The organism is Ornithinimicrobium murale (genome assembly GCF_003352835.1).
GTDB classification, from domain to species: Bacteria; Actinomycetota; Actinomycetes; order Actinomycetales; family Dermatophilaceae; genus Ornithinicoccus; species Ornithinicoccus muralis.
In genome coordinates this window covers 20,796-39,532 of the sequence record NZ_QLVD01000025.1, presented here as the reverse complement: position 1 = coordinate 39,532, position 18,737 = coordinate 20,796, and the positions used below count along the sequence as shown (strand labels likewise).

Sequence of the window (18,737 nt, the reverse complement as noted above, 5' to 3'; positions counted from 1 at the left end):
GCCTAGGAGGGTGGTGAGGGGGATGATGACGTTGAGTTCGGCGGTGGGCAGGGCGTGCAGGATTTTGGTGAGTTGCCCGGTCTGTTCGGTGGTGATCAGTGCGGGGTCCTCGGGCAGGTCGGTGAGGTCGGCGGTGCCGTGGAGCAGCAGGGTCAGGGCGGTCGCGACGCGGAGCTCGCGCAGGGTTCTGGGGTCGCCGGCGGCGCGGGCGGTGCGGGCGGCGTGTTCGATGCGGTCGGTGATCGCGGCGCCCTGGGTGGCGGTGCATCCGATCATCAGGGCCCCGGTGCCGTGTTCGTCCAGGTTCAACCGGACGTCGTTGGCCGCGAGGTTGGCTTCTCGGGTGCGTTTGGTGGTCTCGGGGTCGCGGCCGGTGATTTTGCGGACTTCGCGGTCTAGTGCCCGGTAGAACTCTTGGTGGTACCAGGGGCCGCTGGTCCAGTCCCCGGCCGAGTCGAGGCGTTCGGTCACCGCAAGGGTTGGGTCGTCACCGAACAGCCCGGTCGCCAGGGCCGCGGCGTCCTCGGTGGTCAGGGGGCCGGCTTGGCGGTGGTAGCGGCGGGCTAACCGCCAGGTGCTTTCCCCACGGGCCAGGGAACCCAGCACCGGGGACAACACGGCCGTGGGGGTGTTGGCCAGGGCCACCAAGTCGGCGATCTCGCCGGGGACCCACCCGATCGCGGCGGCGAGTTCGGCGCGGGTCACCCGTTTCGCGCGGGCCCGCCACTTCTCCCGTTGACCACGCGTGAGGTCCTCCGGGCAGGCCGCGCCCTTATCGGCCAACAGGAGGTGGCCGTGGGTCGCGGTCAACTCCCGGGCCGCGACCAGGACCAACCCCTCCAACTGGGCTGTGGCCGTGGTGAGGGTCTCAATCGACCCGAGGAGGGCCTGGCCCTGGGCCACGACCGAGGGCGCGGCCAACCCACCACCAGAAGCGGTGCCCACCGTCGCGCACGCCTGCACCAGGTCGGTGAGGTTCTCCACCATGGCCCCGCCCACCCCGAACTCGTCCAACACCGACCGCAACCGATCCACCGCAGGCACCAGCGCAGGATCCTGGCTCGGGTCCTGGTGTGCCCGCTGGCCCTGGCTGTCGGGGCTGGCCTGGCCAGTGCCACTGGTGTCGTCGGCGGTGGTGGCGTCGGTCAGGCCGCCCGCGTCGGTCTCGGCGCCAGTGTCCTGGGCAGCGTTGCCGGAAGAATCGGAGTGGGCGTTGCCGCGGTGGTCACCGGCGGTGTCGAGGATGCTCTCATCCAGCAGCACCGCACCCTCGGCCTCGGCCTGAGCCCGAGCCTGGACCTGTGCTTGTGACGGGGCCGGAGGCTGAGTCTGTGACGACGGTGCCTGTGACGACGGTGCCTGTGACGGGGAGCCCTGCTGGTCCTCGGGCCGGGAGTCTTCCCGGGCCTCAGGAGCGATCAGGTCCGCGAACGAGGTCACCCACAACTCGCCGGCCCACAGTGGCGGCAGATCCCTACCCACGAGCTGTTGGAACCGCTCGTGCACCGACGGGGGACGACGCAGACTCTTACGGATGTGCTCCCGCACGATCTTGCTGTCCATCACGTCCCCCTTCCCGCCTCATCGCGGTGAGATCCTGCCTGTTCTTCGAGCTACAAACAGATTAGAACAGGGGTCTGACAGAGCTCCCTGAAGCGTCGGAGGACCTGCATAGATGCTGGTGAAACCTGCGGTGGCGCGGAGGCCGGCACTGCAGACCACCTCGAGTGTCGGCACGACAGACCAACGGGAGTGTCGGCATACAGGAGCCATCTGTTTGACTGGGGCATCGTGACTGCCACGACGAACCTGACCCACGCCGAGTGCGCCGACCGAGCCCGAACGATCTCGGTCCGAGACCAGCGGGTGGAGCTCGACCTCCGATCTGCGCCAGACGGCGGCGCCTCGACCTTCCGGGTGGTCAGCACTATCTCCTTCGGCGCGACCGGCAAGGAGACCTGGGTCGATCTCATCGCTCAGCGTGTCCTCTCGGTCACTGTGAACGGCCAGCGGGTTGACGTGGCGTACGACGGTGCACGGGTCCCGCTACGCGGTCTCGCACAGGACAACGAGGTCCGCATTGAGGCGGAGTGCAGCTACAGCCGCAGCGGCGAGGGCCTGCACCGGTTCACCGACCCGCAGGACGGCCAGACCTACCTCTACACCCATTTCGAGCCCACGGACGCCCGCCGGCTCTACCCGGTCTTCGAGCAGCCCGACCTCAAGGCGGCCGTGACGTTTGTGGTGACCGCTCCACAGGAGTGGTCCATCCTGTCCGGACAGCCCGAGGTTGATCGCACAGCGGAGAACGGCGCTGCCACAGTGACTTTCGCGCCCACGCCGCCCCTGTCCAGCTACATCACGGCCGTAGCAGCAGGTCCATATCATCGGGTTGAAGGCCGGTGGTCCGTGCGGAGGGGTGACGGCACGGACCAGGAGGTCGCCCTCGGAGTCTTCTGCCGAGCGTCGATGGTGCCCTACCTGGACGCCGACGAGGTGCTTAGCCTCACCAAGCAGGGCCTGGACTTCTTCGACGAGCACTTCGGCTACCCCTATCCGTGGGGCAAGTACGACCAGATCTTCGTGCCGGAGTACAACATCGGGGCGATGGAGAACCCCGGCCTGGTGACCTTCACCGAGCAGTACCTGCATCGGGGGAGGACCACCCGGGCCCAACGCCAGGCCCTGGCCAACACCCTGATGCACGAGATGGCCCACATGTGGTTCGGGGACCTGGTCACGATGCGCTGGTGGGATGGCCTCTGGCTCAAGGAGAGCTTCGCCGACCTGATGGGCTACCACGTCACGGCCGAGGCCACGGAGTACACCGACACCTGGACCCGGTTTGCCATGGACCGCAAGCAGTTCGCCTATCGCCAGGACCAACTGCCCACCACGCACCCGATCGTCGCGGTGATCGACGACATGGAGGCGGCGCGGCAGAACTTCGACGGCATTACCTACGCCAAGGGAGCCGCAGCCCTCAAACAGCTCATGGCCTACGTCGGTCAGGAAGCCTTCTTCGCAGGTTCGCGCGACTACTTTCAGCGACATGCCTTCGGCAATACCGAGATCCGAGACCTCATGACCTGTCTGGAGGCTGCTTCCGGTCGGGACCTGCAAGCCTGGTCGCGTGCATGGCTGGAGACCGCTGGCATCTCCGAACTGACGCCCATCGTGGAGCGCGCGGACGACGGCACACTGACTCACCTCGTGATCCGCCAGGAGGCACGCGACCCGTTGGCCACCGGCTCGGCTGCTGAGGTCTTTGTCGACCGGCCCCACCGCCTCGTCGTGGGCTGCTACGCCCTGGACGGGGAGCGGCTGACCCGCGTCGCGGCCTACGAGCTCGATGTTGTTGGTCAGGAGACCCAGGTGCCACAGGCCGTCGGTCAGCGGGCAGACCTGGTGCTCATCAACGACGACGACCTCACGTATGCCACCGCGCGGCTTGACGCGAGGTCCATCCGGACCGCCCTGGATCGGGTCAGCACGATCGACACCTCCCTCAGTCGCGGTGTGGTGTGGTCCTCCCTCTGGAACTCGGTGCGGGACAGCGTGCTTCCCGTCGACGAGTTCGTGCACAGCGCTCTCGACCAGTTCCCGGACGAGCAGGATGCGGCGCTCCTGGCCTCCGGGCTGACCAACCTGCACGTGGCCATCGAGCGTTTCGCGCCGGCCCGGCGACGTCCTGAGCTGCGAACGGCCCAGGTTGACATGCTGCGAGGGGCACTGGCGCGCTCAGCAGCCGGGTCGGACCGCCAAACTGTGATGGCCCGTGCCCTGGTGCGCGCCAGCGCCAGCAGCCCGGGAGGCACGGCCGCCGTGCGCGGACTCCTGGACGGCACATCCGTGCCCGAGGGCCTCGAGGTCGACCAGGACCTGCGGTGGGGAGCCACCACCGCGCTGGCGGCCCAGGGTGAGCTGTCTGAGGATGCCTTGGCTGCCGAACTGGCACGGGATGACTCGATGCGGGGGAGGACCGCGCACCTGCGGGTCACGGCGGCCACGCCGTCATCGCAGGCCAAGGCAGCGGCCTGGGAGGCGATGACCACGGACGAGACCCTCACCAACGACCACCTCAGGGCACTGGTGGCGGGCTTCATGGAACCCTCGGGCTCATCCGTGGTGGCCCCGTTGGCCGACCGCTACTTCGCTGCCATTGCCGACTGGTGGGAGCACCGCTCGATGGTGATGGCCAGCATCCTGGTCACCGGGCTGTTCCCCGCCGGCGACCTGGCAGAGGAACAGGACCCGCAGAGCCACCCGTCGGTGCGGGCGGCCCAGCAGTGGCTGGACGAGCGTCCCGAGGCCCCGGGAGCGTTGCGGCGCATCGTGATTGAGCAGGCAGACCACCTGCTCCGCGCGCTGCAGGTCCAGGCCGCCGCGACGCGTTGAGCACGATGGCGTCAGGTGCCACAAGCGCGTCAGGTGCCACGACCGCGACAGGTGCCACAAGCGCGTCAGGTGCCACGACCGCGACAGGTGCCACGACCGCGACAGGTGCCACACAGCACGTCAGGTGCCACGAGCACGACCAGTTGAGGACGAGCCCGCCAGGCGCCGGGAGTGCCAGGCGTAGGCCGTCTGGTAACCCAAGTCGTTGTAGATCCGCCGTGCCGGCGGGTTCGCGGAGTACATGCCGAGCGTGCACACCCCGTGCGCGGCCACGGCATGCCTGGTCAGCCCGGCCGTGACTGCGCGGCCTAGCCCCAGTCCGCGGTGGTCCGCGTGGGTCACGATCCCGGCCAGGTGTGGTGCCCCTGACTCCAGGGCCTGCATCGCGCCAGCTGCCACCAACTCCCCTTCGGCGGAGCGGATGCCGAGCCACAGGCTGGTGACCCCGGTGCCGGGCTCACCCTCACCGGTCGGGCTGTGGACCCGCGACAGCTCGCCGAGCTCTTCCGCGTCAGCGGTGTCATCGAGCGTCACCAGCTGGTCCTCACCCCTGACCAGGGGCGGAACCTGGGTGGTCCACATCCAGTCCCACTCACCGCCGTCGCCGAGCTCGAAGGCCTCGGCCAGCAGGTCCGCATACTCTTGGGGCAGTGAGATTCCGGTGATCCCCAGCTCGGCGACGGGTGTGGTCAGCGACTCGAGCAGCTCCCGGACGGCGTGCCGGTCACCACCTGAGTGTGGAAAGACCCACAGGCCGCGTCCACGCCGCCCCCAGCGCTCCACGGCGACTGCGCCACGTCCCGCCAGGACGACCCCGGTGAGGGGGTCCGGGATGCCCCACCGGACGAAGGGGTCGCCACCGGTGAGGTCGAGGAGGTCGGCGTGCGAGGTGATGCTGCGCAGCAGGGTGTCCGGAGTCACGGCGAAATGTTAGTCCGGCGTCGCGAGTCCGGGGCCGGGCGGGCACGACGAGGGTATGCCGAGGCGCCGGTTCGCGTAGTCCCTCACCTGCGAGGTCGGTCGTGACACCGCTGCCGGATAGCCTGCAGAGGTGACTTCTTCCGTGGGTGATGACCTGTTTGCCCAGCAGCCCGAGGGAGACGCAGGGGCCGACCTGCAACCTCCGTTGGCGGTGCGGATGCGTCCGCGGACCATCGAGGAGGTGCGCGGGCAGCGGGACGTGCTCCGACCGGGAAGCCCGCTGCGCCGTCTGATCGAGGGACACGCTGGTGCGGCCGGGCCGTTGTCGGCCATCCTGTGGGGCCCGCCCGGGACAGGCAAGACCACGTTGGCTCACCTCGTGGCACAGGCGGCCGGCCGCACCTTCGTGGAACTGTCCGCGGTCACCGCCGGCGTCAAGGATGTGCGGGCGGTGATGGAGCAGGCCACCCGCGAGCGCAGTCTCTACGGACGGCAGACCGTGCTCTTCCTCGACGAGATCCACCGGTTCAGCAAGGCGCAGCAGGACGCGTTGCTGCCCGGTGTCGAGAACCGCCTGGTGATTCTCGTGGCGGCCACCACCGAGAACCCCTCCTTCAGCGTGATCGCCCCACTGCTCTCCCGCTCCATGCTGATCCGGCTCACCTCCCTGGACGACCAGCAGGTGGGTGAGGTGATCGACCAGGCGTTGGAGGACGAGCGTGGCCTGGCGAGCGGCTTCGACCTCGAGCCCGAGGCCCGGGACCACATCATCCGCATCGCCGGCGGCGACGCCCGACGTGCCCTGACCACCCTCGAGGCGGCCGCCGGAGTCGCCTTGGACGCGGTCCCCGCCGGGCGGGAGGACGAGACGGTCGCGATCACCCTGGCCGTCGCCGAGCAGGCTGTGGACCAGGCAGCCGTGCGCTACGACAAGACCGGGGACCAGCACTATGACGTGGCCAGCGCCTTCATCAAGTCGATGCGGGGCAGCGACGTGGATGCGGCGCTGCACTACCTGGCCCGCCAGCTCGAGGCCGGGGAGGACCCCCGGTTCATCGCCCGCCGCATCGTGATCTCCGCCAGCGAGGACGTGGGGATGGGCGATCCCACGGCCCTGCAGACCGCCGTGGCGGCCCTGCACGCCGTCGCGCAGATCGGCATGCCCGAGGCACGGATCATCCTGGCTCAGGCGGTGGTCCACAACGCGCTCGCGCCCAAGTCCAACGCGGCCTACAACGGGATCAACGCCGCCATCGCCGATGTCCGTGCGGGTCACGGAGGGGCGGTGCCGGCACACCTGCGCGGCAGCAGCTATGCCGGCGCAGCCGCCCTCGGGCACGGGGTGGGGTATCGCTACAGCCATGACGAGCCCAACGCCGTCGGCCCGCAGCAGTATCTTCCGGATGACCTGGCCGACGCCGACTACTACCGGCCGAGCGACCGGGGCTGGGAGGAGCGGCTCGGGCCGCGCTGGCGTGAGCTCCGAGCGATCATCCGGGGGAGCCGCTCCGGTCGCTAGCAGGCGTCCAACCGCGGCAGATAGAGTGCACCGTCACCCCTGAACGACGAGGAGCCCATGGAAACCGCCGAGATCCGACGCCGTTGGCTGTCCTTCTTTGAAGGCAGCGGTCACACGGTCGTGCCCAGCGCCCCGCTGGTGCACGACGACCCGAACCTGTTGTTCGTCAACGCCGGCATGGTCCCGTTCAAGCCCTACTTCCTCGGGCAGCAGACGCCGCCGTGGGCCCGCGCCACCTCGGTGCAGAAGTGCGTGCGCACCCTCGACATCGAGGAGGTCGGCAAGACCACCCGCCACGGCACCTTCTTCCAGATGAACGGCAACTTCTCCTTCGGTGACTACTTCAAGGAGGGGGCGATCAGGCGGGCCTGGGAGTTGATCACCGGGTCCCAGCAGGAGGGCGGACTGGGCTTCGACCCCGACAAGATCTGGGTGACCGTGCTGGGCCCCGGGTTGCTGCCGCACCTGCCGGACGGGGACGAGGAGGCTGCAGCGCTCTGGCGGGAGATCGCGGGCCTGCCCGAGGAGCGGATCCAGCGCCGTGGCCTCGAGGACAACTACTGGCACATGGGCGTGCCCGGTCCCGGAGGGCCGTGCAGCGAGATCTACGTCGACCGGGGCTCGGAGTACGGCCCCGACGGGGGGCCTCAGGTCGATGAGGAGCGGTTCCTGGAGATCTGGAACCTGGTCTTCATGCAGGACGCGCTCTCCACGGTCCGCTCCAAGGTCGACTTCGACGTGGCCGGGGAGCTGCCGTCCAAGAACATTGACACCGGCATGGGGCTGGAGCGCGTCGCCTACCTGCTGCAGGGAGTGGACAACCTCTACGAGATCGACGAGGTCTATCCCGTCATCGCGCGCGCCGAGGAGCTGTCCGGCCGCACCTACGGCGCTGACGACAGCACGGACGTGCAGTTCCGCGTGGTGGCCGACCACGTGCGTTCCGGTCTGATGCTGATGTCGGACGGGGTCACCCCGGGCAACGAGGGCCGTGGTTACGTGCTGCGGAGACTGCTGCGGCGAGCCGTGCGCTCGATGCGGCTGCTCGGCGTCGAGGACGCGGTCCTGCCCGAGCTGTTGCCGGTCAGCAAGGACGTCATGAAGTCCTCCTATCCCGAGCTGGAGGCCCACTTCGGTCGGATCAGCCAGATCGCGTATGCGGAGGAGGAGGCCTTCCGGCGCACGCTCGCCGCGGGCACCACCATCCTGGACCAGGCGGTGCGGCGTGCCAGGGACGAGGACCAGAGCCAGCTGCCCGGTGACCAGGCATTCGCTCTGCACGACACCTACGGCTTCCCGATCGACCTGACCCTGGAGATGGCGGCCGAGCAGGGCCTGGACGTCGACCGCGAGGGGTTCACGCGGCTGATGACCGAGCAGCGCGAGCGGGCCCGAGCCGATGCCCGGGCCAAGAAGTCCGGTCACGCCTCCACCGAGGTGTGGCGCGAGCTCCGCGACCAGGGACCCACCGAGTTCCTCGCCTACGAGACCCTGAACGCGGAGGCGTCCGTGCGCGGCCTGGTCGTGGACGGGCAGCGCGTTCCCGCCCTCAGCCAGGGACAGCGCGGCATGATCGTGCTGGACCGCACGCCCTTCTATGCCGAGTCCGGCGGGCAGATCGCCGATGAGGGCGTCATCGAGACCGCCTCGGGCGCGGTGCTTCGCGTGCGCGACGTGCAGCGACCCGTCAAGGGCCTGATCGCGCACACCGTGGAGGTGGAGTCCGGCGAGTTCACCGAGGGGAGCGGCGTCAACGCCCAGGTCGACCCCGAGTGGCGTGTCCAGGCCTGCCAGGCGCACTCCGGCACCCACGTGGTGCACGCCGCGCTCCGTCAGGTGCTCGGCCCGACCGCCCTGCAGAGCGGCTCCTACAACAAGCCCGGCTACCTGCGCCTCGACTTCGCCTGGAACTCCTCGCTGTCCACCGAGACCAGGTCCGAGATCGAGGAGGTCGCCAACCTGGCTCTGCGTCAGGACCTGCCGGTTGCCGCGGCCTACATGAGCCTGCCCGAGGCCCGGGCAGCCGGTGCCCTGGCCCTGTTCGGGGAAACCTACGACGAGCAGGTGCGTGTCGTGGAGATCGGCGGTCCGTGGTCACGGGAGCTCTGTGGTGGCACCCACGTGCGCCACTCCAGCCAGATCGGCGCGCTGACGCTCACCGGTGAGTCCTCGGTCGGCTCGGGATCTCGACGCATCGAGGCCCTGGTCGGGCTCGACGCGCTGCGCTTCCTCGGACGCGAGCGTGCACTGGTCAGTGAGCTCTCCGGTCTGGTCGGAGTGCGCCCGGAGCACCTCACGGACCGCATCGGAGCCCTGCTCGCCAGGCTCAAGGAGGCCGAGAGGGAGATCACCGCCATGCGGCAGGCGGCGGTGATGTCCGACGCGGCCGGCCTGGTGGCCTCCGCTCAGGACGTGGCCGGCGTCACGTGGCTGGGGCACGATGCCGGAGCCGGCGTGTCCGGCGATGACCTGCGGGGACTGGTCACCGACCTGCGTGCCCGGCTGGGCGAGGAGCGCCCGTCGGTGGTCGCTGCGGCATCGGTCGTGAAGGACCGGCCGCTGGTGGTCGTCGCGACCAACCAGGGGGCCCGGGATCGCGGCCTCAAGGCAGGACAACTGGTCAAGGTCGCCGCCCAGACACTGGGTGGCGGCGGGGGCGGCAAGGACGACCTGGCCCAGGGTGGGGGACAGGACGCCTCGAGGATCGGCGAGGCCCTCACCCAGATCGAGCGGGCCGTTGGCAGCGCCTGATCCGCACCCCGGCATCCGGCCGGGCGTGCGCCTCGGGGTGGATGTCGGTGAGGCCCGCGTCGGGCTGGCAGCCAGCGACCCCTCGGGGATTCTCGCGACGCCGGTGGCGACGTTGCCCCGCGATCTGGACTCGCTGACCGACCTGGATGAGATCGTCACCCAGGCCCGGGACCGGCAGGCGATCGAGGTCGTGATCGGGTTGCCCCGCACCCTCTCCGGCACCGAAGGTGTGGCCGCGCAGGCCATCCGCGGCTACGCTACTGCGTTGCACCGCCGCCTCGGCGGGATCCCGGTGCGACTGGTCGATGAGCGGTTGTCCACCGTGGACGCCCACCGGTCCCTGCACGCCAGCGGGGTCCCCGGTCGCGCGCATCGTGCGCGTGTCGACCAGGCAGCAGCCGTCGTCATACTGCAGGCTGCACTGGACACCGAACGAAGCACCGGTCGCCCCGCCGGTGAGAGCATCGCGGGCCGCAAGCCACGAGCGAAGCGGTCCTCGACCACGAGCGAAGGAACCCAACCATGAGCCGACCCCCGGCGGACGATTGGGCGGATGACCAGCAGCAAGGTGAGGTGCACGCCGAGGATCTCCTGGCCCCCGAGGAACACGACGACTCCCTGGCCGACGACGTGCTGCACGGCACGCCGACGGAGGCTGAGGAGGGGCGCCGCCCCCGGCGACCGGAGAAGCACCACAACCCGCTGCTGCGCTTCGGCGCCATCGTCGTCGCGGTCGCCGTGGTGATCGTGGGCGGGGTCATCGGGTTCAACTCCGTCCGGGGCATGATCCCGGACCTGACTTTCGGCAGCTCCGCACCCGAGGACTTTGAGGGTGAGGGCACAGGTGAGGTGACCGTCGAGATTCCACAGGGCGCTGCCGGTGGACAGATCGGCCAGATCCTCTTCGACGCCGGAGTGGTCGCCTCCGCCGAGGCCTTCGCCAACACCGCTGCCGCGGACCCGCGAGCGACCGGCATCCAGCCGGGGACCTACCTGATGTCCCGGGAGATGAGTGCCTCGGCCGCCCTGGAGCGACTGGTCGACCCCGAGGCTCGGCAGGTGGCCGGTGTCACGATCCGCGAGGGGCTGTGGAAGTCCGAGGTCTTCGGGCTGCTCGCCGAGGCGACCGGCCACGAGGTGGCCGACTACGAGGCGGTCGACCCGGAGTCCCTGGAGCTTCCCGAGGCGGCGGCCGGGAACCTGGAGGGTTACCTGTGGCCGGACACCTACGAGTTCAGCCCCAGCGCGACGCCCGCCGAGCAGCTCCAGACGATGCTGGACCTGGGGGCCCAGCGCTACGCGGACCTCGGCCTGGGCGAGGACCAGATGCACGACATCATCATCAAGGCCAGCATCGTGCAGGGCGAGGGACTGTTCGCTGAGGACCTGCCCAAGATCGCCCGCGTCGTGGAGAACCGCCTCGAGGACGGCTCCGAGACCGACGGCAGGCTGCAGATGGACTCCACCATCCACTTCATCCACCAGCAGCGGGGCCTGGCAGGCACGACCACGGCGCAGCGCGAGGACGAGAGTCCCTACAACACCTACCTGCACACGGGGCTGCCGCCGGGACCGATCAACAGCCCCGGCGCGGCCGCGATCGAAGCGGCCATGAACCCGGCCGAGGGCGACTGGGAGTACTTCGTCACGGTCAACCCGGACACCGGGGAGACGGTCTTCACCGAGACCTACGAGGAGCACCAGCAGTACGAGGCCGAGTTCCTGCAGTGGTGTGAAGACAACCCGGACCGCTGCTGACCGATGACCTGGCGCGCTGGTGTGGTCGGCTCCCCGATCACGCACTCCCTCTCCCCGGTCCTGCACCGGGCCGCCTACGCGGCGCTGGGGTTGGAGGGGTGGTCCTTCCACCGGGACCAGATCGCCCGGGGCGACCTCACGGCATACGTCACCGGGCTGCCCGGGGACTGGGTGGGGTTGGCGGTCACCATGCCCCTGAAGGAAGAGGCCCTCGCCCTGGCTGCGGCTGTCGGTGACGAGGCGCGCCTGGCCGGTGGGGCCAACACGCTGACCCGGGTCCCCGAGGGCTGGCGCGCCGACAACACGGACGTGCACGGCCTCACCCACGCGCTGCGCGATGCGGGCCTGACCCGTGCCACGACCGCCACCGTGGTCGGTTCCGGGGCCACCGCCCGCTCCGCCCTGCTCGCGCTCGTCTCGTTCGGGGTCCGCGAGGTGAGCCTCCTGGTGCGTGAGCAGGCCCGTCCCGAGACCCTGAGGCTGGCCGAGCAGCTCGGCCTGCGGGCCACCACCACTCGGTATGCGGAGGGGCCGGCTCACTGGGGCGAGGCCGAGGTCGTCGTGAGCACCGTGCCCAGTGGCGCGACCCCGGCTGTGGACGGCTGGCGCCTGGCGGAGGGCGCCGTGGTGTTTGATGTGGTGTATGCCGAGTGGCCGACCCCGTGGGCGGCCGCCTGGCAGACACAGGGTCAGACCGTGACGAGGGGTGATGGGATGTTGCTGCACCAGGCGGTGCGCCAGGTGCACCTGATGACCGGGCGCGAGGCTCCGGTCGCGGCGATGGCCGCTGCCCTGCGCGAGGCTGTCGGGGCGCACCCGTGACCCGCGCCTGGCCCCGGGCCGTGGACCGCGGTGTGGGGCTGGTGCAGTGAGCGTCGAGATCGTCCCCTGGCTGGTGCTCGTTGTCGGGATCGGTGTGGGGCTGCCCGTGGCGCGGTGGCTGCGGTGGGTCACCTACCGCAAACCCGATGAGGAGGACCTGCCGATCCCGGGCTCCCGCTGGTGGGTGGTGCCGGCGCTCGCACTGTCGTGGGGCGTGCTGGCCTGGCGCATCCTGCTCACCGACTCGGCCCTGCCCGGTGGGGACGACCCGGGCGCGGACTCCGACCACGCCTGGATCGTGCGCACCATCGTCCTGGTGACCTGCATGGTCATCGCGTTGTCCTGTGTCTGCCTGGCGGCCATGGACTTCGACGTGCACCGGCTGCCCGACCGGCTCATGTGGCCGTCGATGGGCACGCTGTTGATCGGCCTCGCGGTCGCCGGGGTGGTGGCGGCGGAGTGGGGAGCCATCGCCCGGGTGGTGTTGGCCGGGCTGGCCTGTGGGGCGGCCTATCTGGGCCTGGCCCTGCTCTCGCTCGCGCGGGGCTCACTGGCCGTCGGGCTCGGTGACGTCAAGCTGGCGGCGCTGCTGGGGATGGGGCTGGGCTGGTTCGGCTGGCAGACCGTCCTGGTCGGGATGTACTCCGGGTTCCTGGTGGGCGGGCTCTTTGCCGTCTTCCTGCTGGTGACTCGCAAGGTGGGGCGCTCCGGCGAGCTGGCCTACGGCCCCCCGATGATGGTGGGCGCGATGATCGGGGTCCTGGTCGCACCGGGTGCCTTGACGGCGCTCTTCTGACGCGTGACAAGATGCGACCCATGCTGCGCTGGTTGACTGCCGGTGAGTCGCACGGTCCCGCGCTCACCGCACTGCTTGAGGGACTCCCCGCCGGAGTGCGGGTCGAGCGAGCTGCCGTCGAGGGAGCGCTCGCACGCCGCCGGCTCGGCTATGGCCGCGGCGCCCGGATGTCGTTCGAGGCCGACCAGCTCTCCTTCCAGGGCGGTATGCGGCACGGGCTGACCCTCGGCAGCCCGGTCGCTCTGCAGATCGCCAACTCGGAGTGGGCCAAGTGGACGGCGGTGATGAACCCCGAGCCGGTGGACCGCAGCGAGCTCGAACGGGCCAGTGATGTCGGGGCGCCGCAGGAGATTGCCCGCAACAAGGCACTCACCCGGCCGCGACCCGGTCATGCCGACCTCGTGGGGATGCAGAAGTATGGCTTCGACGAGGCGCGCCCGGTCCTGGAGCGCGCGAGCGCTCGAGAGACCGCCGCCCGCGTGGCGCTCGGAGCGGTGGCCGCCGCCTTCCTCGAGCAGGCCGTCGGGATCCGCCTGGTGAGCCACACTGTCGCGATCGGGGCGGTGCCGCAGGTGCCCGGAGACATCGATGCTCCCGAGCCCGCCAGCCTGCCACGCCCCGAGGACGTCGCGGCAATCGATGACGACCCGGTCAGGACGCTCGATGCGGCCCTGTCCACCGCGATGGTGGCCGAGATCGACGCGGCCAAGAAGGATGGCGACACCCTCGGGGGCGTGGTCGAGGTCCTGGCGTGGGGCGTGCCGCCGGGCCTGGGTTCCTATACCCACTGGGACCGGAGGCTGGACGCCCGCCTGGCCGGTGCCCTCATGGGCATCCAGGCGATCAAGGGCGTCGAGCTCGGAGAGGGTTTCCGCACGGCCGCACGTCGCGGGAGCCTGGCCCATGACGAGATCGTCCGCGACAGCAGTGGTGCCGTCCAGCGGCAGACCCTGCGCTCGGGCGGCACCGAGGGCGGCATGAGCACCGGCGAGGTGCTGCGGGTCCGTGCGGCCATGAAGCCGATCAGCACCGTGCCGCGCGCACTCCAGACCATCGACGTGGCCACCGGAGAGCCGGCGACGGCCATCCACCAGCGGTCCGACGTGTGCGCGGTCCCCGCGGCGGGAGTGGTGGCCGAGGCGATGGTCGCCCTCGTGCTCGCCGACGCCGTGCTGGAGAAGTTCGGCGGCGACTCGGTCACCGAGGTGCAGCGCAACGTCCGGTCCTACCTCGGCTCGATCCCCCGGCTGATGGGCGGCACGACCTCTGGCACCGACGGACTGACCGGCGACGAGGCCGGGGGCAGCAGGTGACTGGCCAGGCCCCGCTAGCGGTGCTGGTCGGCCCGCCCGGCGCCGGCAAATCAACCGTCGGTGCCCTGCTCGCCTCCCACCTGCAGACCACCTTCCGGGACACCGACGCCCTCATTGAGCAGGCGCAGGGCCGGTCCATCTCGGACATCTTCGTCGATGACGGCGAGGCCGCGTTCCGGCTGATGGAGCGCGAGACCGTGCTCCGTGCGCTGCGGGAGGGCGGGGGAGTCCTGGCCCTGGGCGGTGGCGCCGTGCTCGACACCGAGGTGCAGGAAGGACTCTCGGGACACACCGTGATCTTCCTCGATGTCGGGATCGCCGACGCATCCCAGCGTGTCGGCTTCGGCGGGGCCCGCCCGTTGCTGGCGGTGAACCCGCGAGCCTCCTGGACCCGGCTGATGCAGGCCCGCCGTCCGGTCTACGAGGCGGTCAGCACCGCCCGTGTCGACACCGCGGGCCGCACCCCGGATGAGGTCGTGGCGGCCGTCCTGGCCGCACTGGACCACTCGTGACCGGCGCGGGCGCGGCCGGGGCGAGCCACGGCATACGCAGCATCTCGGTCGGTGGCCGTTATGAGGTCCACATCGGGGCCGGTGCACTGCACCGACTGGACGAACACCTCGCCGACGGACGACGGGTGATGGTCATCCACCAGCCGGGCCGCACCGAGCTGGTCGCCGCGCTGTGCGACCGGGTGCGGGTCGCGGGCGGGGAGGCCCACACGCACGAGGTGCCGGACGCGGAGGCGGCCAAGGACGTGAGGGTGCTGGCAGGTGCCTGGGCTGCGCTGGGACAGGGCGGATTCACCCGCAATGACCTGGTGGTGGGCGTTGGCGGTGGTGCGGTCACCGACCTCGCTGGCTTCGTGGCCGCGAGCTGGTTGCGGGGGGTGGACGTCGTGCAGCTGCCGACCTCCCTGCTCGGGGTCGTTGACGCGGCCGTCGGGGGCAAGACGGGCATCAACACGGCCGAGGGCAAGAACCTGGTCGGTGCCTTTCACGAGCCGCGTGCCGTCCTCTGCGACCCGGCCTGGCTGCAGACGATGGCCCGCCCTGACCTGGTGTCCGGTCTGGCCGAGGTGATCAAGTGCGGCTTCATCGTCGACCCGGTGATCCTGGACCTCGTGGAGGCCGACCCCGCTGCCGCGTGCGACGCCGGCGCTCCGGTGGTCGGTGAGCTGATCGCCCGCGCCGTCCAGGTCAAGGCGGACGTCGTGGAGCACGACCTGACCGAGGCCGGCATCCGGGAGATCCTCAACTACGGCCACACCTTCGCCCACGCGATCGAACAGGTCGAGGACTACCGCTGGCGCCACGGTGACGCGGTTGCCGTCGGCATGGTCTTCGCCGCAGAGCTCGCGGTCCGCTCCGGGGTCCTGAGCCCGGCCGTGCTGGACCGGCACCGCGCGGTCCTGGGCTCGGTCGGCCTGCCGACCAGCTATGCCGGCAGCGACTGGACGGCCCTGCGTGAGGCCATGGCACGGGACAAGAAGGCCAGGGGAGCGGTGCTGCGATTCATCGTGCTCTCCGACGTCGGCTCCCCGCAGCGACTCGAGGGCCCCGATGAGCAGGTGCTCCTCGAGGCCTTCCGGGCGGTGGGGACGACCACCTCCTGAGGATCACCGGTCGCCGGTGGTCCAGGGCAGGGCGGCGAGGGACCGAGCGGACCGCACCCAGTGCTCGGCCAGCCTCAGTCGCCGGGACGTCTCCACCGGCCAGCCTGGTTGCTGCACCCGGAAGGGGCCAACCGCCAGTCCGATGATGCGCGCCGCCGCACGGAGTCGCAGGTCGCGCGGATCCAGCGCGGCCTCCCACCGGCGCTGCAGTGCCGTGGCATAGGCCGCGACCCGGTCCGGTCGGCCGGACATCGTGTGCCAGACGGCGAGATGTCCCAGCATGGTGCCCGGGTCGTCCGCCGGGCGGCCTGAGCCGAGGGTGTCGATGTCCAGGATGCCGCTGACCCGGCCGTCCACCGCCAGGAGCTGTGCCTCGTGGTAGTCGCCGTGGGCCGGCACCCGGTCCGTGACGTCGTCGGTGCCGATGGCCTCCTCGAGCCGATGGATCCGGTCGGTCTCCCTCGGGAGCAGGCGCCGCAGCAGCCCGGCCACCCGGGGAAGTGCCTCGATCGAGGAGCCCACGTCAGTCATCCCGGTGGTCACCGGAAGCGTCCCAGGCAGTCCGGCGACGACCTCGGGGTGCGGCAGGCGACCGGCGGGGTCCTCGAGGAGAGCGCGCAGGGTGCGCCCCGGCATACGACGCATCGCCAACAGACCGAGGTCACGGTTGATCCCCAGGGACTCGGGCACTGGCAGGGTGCCGGGGAGGCTCAGGTGGCGCCGGTGCAGCGCCTCCAGCCGGCGGGGCCGGACCAGTTTGAGGAAGAGCGGCGCGTCCTGGCCCGCCACCTCGACGACCGCTCGGCGACCGGGACGGTAGGCCCGCAAGCGGGTGCCCGGGTCGGTGAGCTCGCTGCCCAGCTCAGCCAGCACGGAGGCCGCGCGATCGGGCTGCAGCACCCGCGCCAGAGCGGGGAGGAACGGGTCGTGGGGCACGCGCCACACCGCGACGGTCTCCGTGCCCTCACCGACGGTCACGGCCCCCGGCGGTGCCGACCGAGTGGTCGCCACAAAAGTGGACCGACCGGCGAGCGAACCTCCCTCGACCACGGTGTCCCAGGAGACCGTGGCACTGCGGCCAGGCCACCAGGTCACCTTGTTGAGCGCGACCGCGGTCACGGTGCCACCGGAGTCCGCGACGACCGCGGCCAGGGGGCCGGCGACCTGGTCGGTGAGCAGGGCCGAGAGGACGGGCAGGTCCTCGTCGCTCAGCGATGACGTCCACTGTCGATCGGTGAGCGGAGGCATCGGCGTCTCAGCGGGCCGTTCGCGACCTGCGGGCGCTGCCACCGCGCGAGGCAGGTGCCATGAGCACCGCGAGGGCGTCCCGCTGCTCCTGGCTCGGCACGCCCCACCCCGGCTGATATCCGGCCACCTCCCGCAGCGGTGTCGCACTGCGGTTGCCGAGCAGGATCTCGATGTCGTCGGAGTCCAGCAGGGCCGGGTGCACCACGCCGCAGGCCTCGGACAGCTTCAACATCTCCCGGCGCCACGCTCGCAGGTAGTTCGCCGCCCGGCTGGCCTTGAGCGGCACGTCGATCCCTCGGGTCAGCCACGGGTTCTGGGTGGCCACCCCGGTCGGGCAGTGGTCGTCGTGACACCGCTGGGCCTGGATGCAGCCGATGGAGATCATCGACTCACGGGCCACGCTGACCATGTCGGCCCCGAGCGCGAACGCCACCGCGGCGTTGTCGGGCAGCCCCAACTTGCCGGCACCGATGAAGACCACCTGATCGGTCAGCCCCCGCTCGGCGAAGATCCGGTAGACCCGCGGGAAGCCCAGGCGGAACGGGAGCGCGACCGCGTCCGCGAAGGACAGTGGTGCCGCGCCCGTGCCGCCCTCGCCGCCATCAACGGTGATGAAGTCCACGCCACGGCCGGACGTGGCCATCTGGTCGGCCAGGTCCTCCCAGAACTCCAGGCCACCCACGGCCGCCTTGATCCCGACCGGCAGACCGGTCTCGGTCGCGATCAGCTCGACCCAGTCGAGCATCTCGTCAACGTTCCCGAACTCCGCGTGCCGCGACGGGCTGGCGCAGTCGCGCTCCTTGCTGATGCCCCGGATCTCGGCGATCTCATCGGTGATCTTGGCCTGGGGGAGCATGCCGCCCAGTCCCGGCTTGGCGCCCTGGCTGAGCTTGACCTCGATCGCGCGGACCGGGGCGGAGGCGACCAGGGTCTTCAGCTTCTCCAGGTCGAAGGCACCCTCCTCGTCGCGGCAGCCGAAGTAGGCCGTCCCGATCTGGAAGATCAGCTCACCTCCCTGCCGGTGGTGCTGGGAGATGCCACCCTCACCGGTGTTGTGCAGCACCCCCGCCTCGGCGCAGCCGCGGTTGAGCGCCTCGACGGCGGGCGCGGACAGCGAGCCGAAGCTCATGGCCGAGACGTTGATCACCGACTGGGGACGGAACGCTCGGCGACGGCCGCGGGCCGCGCCCAGCACCTTGGCGCACGGCAGGACATCATGCTCGCCGGAGTGGGCCAGGGTGCTGGGGGAGACGTCGGCGAAGGTGCGGTGCTTCAGCACCGCGTAGCCCTCGGCGTGCTCGACGTCGTTGTCCGTCCCGAACCCGAAGTAGGGGTTCTCCAGCTTGGAGCTGGCATAGATGAACCGGCGCTGGTCCCGGCTGAACGGGCGCTCCTCGTCGTTGTCCGTGACAATGTACTGGCGCAGCTCGGGGCCGATCTTCTCCAGGACGTAACGGAAGTGCCCGAGCACCGGGAAGGTGCGCAGGATGGCGTGCTTGCGCTGTAGGACGTCGTGGGTGGCGACGGCGGCCAGGCCGGCCGCGCCGATTCCGAGGGTCTTGCTCCAACTCATGGCCGACACTCTGCCGCATACGA

The 18,737-nt window shown here is 70.6% G+C and carries 14 protein-coding genes; 10 read left to right on the top strand and 4 right to left on the bottom strand.

Features of this window, described 5'->3' with window-relative positions:
- A partial coding sequence (locus DPQ65_RS12370) for a hypothetical protein (protein WP_162802196.1) occupies positions 1 to 1,563 on the bottom strand: 1,563 nt, incomplete at its 3' end.
- 228 nt (positions 1,564 to 1,791) lie between these two features.
- On the opposite strand from DPQ65_RS12370, the gene pepN reads away from it, so the two are divergent.
- Positions 1,792 to 4,398, top strand: coding sequence for an aminopeptidase N (pepN, locus tag DPQ65_RS12365; protein WP_202863119.1), 2,607 nt, complete (start codon positions 1,792 to 1,794; stop codon positions 4,396 to 4,398).
- A 120-nt stretch (positions 4,399 to 4,518) separates the two neighbouring features.
- On the opposite strand, the gene DPQ65_RS12360 is transcribed toward pepN, so the two are convergent.
- Entirely contained in the window at positions 4,519 to 5,319 is an 801-nt protein-coding gene (locus tag DPQ65_RS12360) for a GNAT family N-acetyltransferase (RefSeq protein ID WP_114907661.1), read from the bottom strand.
- Positions 5,320 to 5,449: 130 nt separating this feature from the next.
- Here DPQ65_RS12360 and DPQ65_RS12355 point away from each other — a divergent pair, with 130 nt between their 5' ends.
- From DPQ65_RS12355 to aroB, 9 genes are read left to right on the top strand one after another with little or no spacing between them, the layout of a single operon-like run.
- Positions 5,450 to 6,838, top strand: coding sequence for a replication-associated recombination protein A (locus tag DPQ65_RS12355; protein WP_420330095.1), 1,389 nt, complete (start codon positions 5,450 to 5,452; stop codon positions 6,836 to 6,838).
- A 57-nt stretch (positions 6,839 to 6,895) separates the two neighbouring features.
- A complete protein-coding gene (alaS, locus tag DPQ65_RS12350; RefSeq protein ID WP_114907660.1) occupies positions 6,896 to 9,589 on the top strand; it encodes an alanine--tRNA ligase in 2,694 nt (897 codons plus the stop codon).
- Positions 9,576 to 10,115, top strand: coding sequence for a Holliday junction resolvase RuvX (gene ruvX / locus DPQ65_RS12345; RefSeq protein ID WP_238146832.1), 540 nt, complete (start codon positions 9,576 to 9,578; stop codon positions 10,113 to 10,115). Before alaS ends, ruvX begins: the two co-directional genes overlap by 14 nt.
- Entirely contained in the window at positions 10,112 to 11,347 is a 1,236-nt protein-coding gene (mltG, locus tag DPQ65_RS12340; protein ID WP_114907659.1) for an endolytic transglycosylase MltG, read from the top strand. The genes ruvX and mltG overlap by 4 nt, the downstream gene beginning before the upstream one ends.
- Before the next feature lie 3 nt (positions 11,348 to 11,350).
- Positions 11,351 to 12,169, top strand: a complete 819-nt coding sequence (locus tag DPQ65_RS12335) for a shikimate dehydrogenase (RefSeq protein WP_114907658.1) — start codon at positions 11,351 to 11,353, stop codon at positions 12,167 to 12,169.
- Between the two features lie 46 nt (positions 12,170 to 12,215).
- Complete coding sequence (locus DPQ65_RS12330; protein ID WP_114907657.1) at positions 12,216 to 12,965, top strand: prepilin peptidase; 750 nt, start codon at positions 12,216 to 12,218, stop codon at positions 12,963 to 12,965.
- A 20-nt stretch (positions 12,966 to 12,985) separates the two neighbouring features.
- Positions 12,986 to 14,278 carry a chorismate synthase gene (gene aroC / locus DPQ65_RS12325; RefSeq protein WP_114907656.1) on the top strand — a complete coding sequence of 431 codons (1,293 nt, stop codon included), beginning with the start codon at positions 12,986 to 12,988 and terminating at the stop codon, positions 14,276 to 14,278.
- The gene (locus DPQ65_RS12320) at positions 14,275 to 14,790 is read left to right on the top strand and encodes a shikimate kinase (protein ID WP_114907655.1); all 516 of its coding nucleotides are present in this window, start codon (positions 14,275 to 14,277) and stop codon (positions 14,788 to 14,790) included. The genes aroC and DPQ65_RS12320 overlap by 4 nt, the downstream gene beginning before the upstream one ends.
- A complete protein-coding gene (gene aroB / locus DPQ65_RS12315) occupies positions 14,787 to 15,893 on the top strand; it encodes a 3-dehydroquinate synthase (RefSeq protein WP_238146831.1) in 1,107 nt (368 codons plus the stop codon). Before DPQ65_RS12320 ends, aroB begins: the two co-directional genes overlap by 4 nt.
- Before the next feature lie 3 nt (positions 15,894 to 15,896).
- Here the strand turns inward: aroB and DPQ65_RS12310 are convergent, their stop codons facing one another.
- Positions 15,897 to 17,141 (bottom strand): phosphotransferase, encoded by a 1,245-nt coding sequence (locus tag DPQ65_RS12310; RefSeq protein ID WP_114907654.1) that lies wholly within the window; start codon positions 17,139 to 17,141, stop codon positions 15,897 to 15,899.
- A gap of 7 nt (positions 17,142 to 17,148) precedes the next feature.
- Positions 17,149 to 18,714, bottom strand: a complete 1,566-nt coding sequence (locus DPQ65_RS12305; RefSeq protein WP_114907663.1) for an FMN-binding glutamate synthase family protein — start codon at positions 18,712 to 18,714, stop codon at positions 17,149 to 17,151.
- Between the last annotated feature and the right edge of the window lie 23 nt (positions 18,715 to 18,737).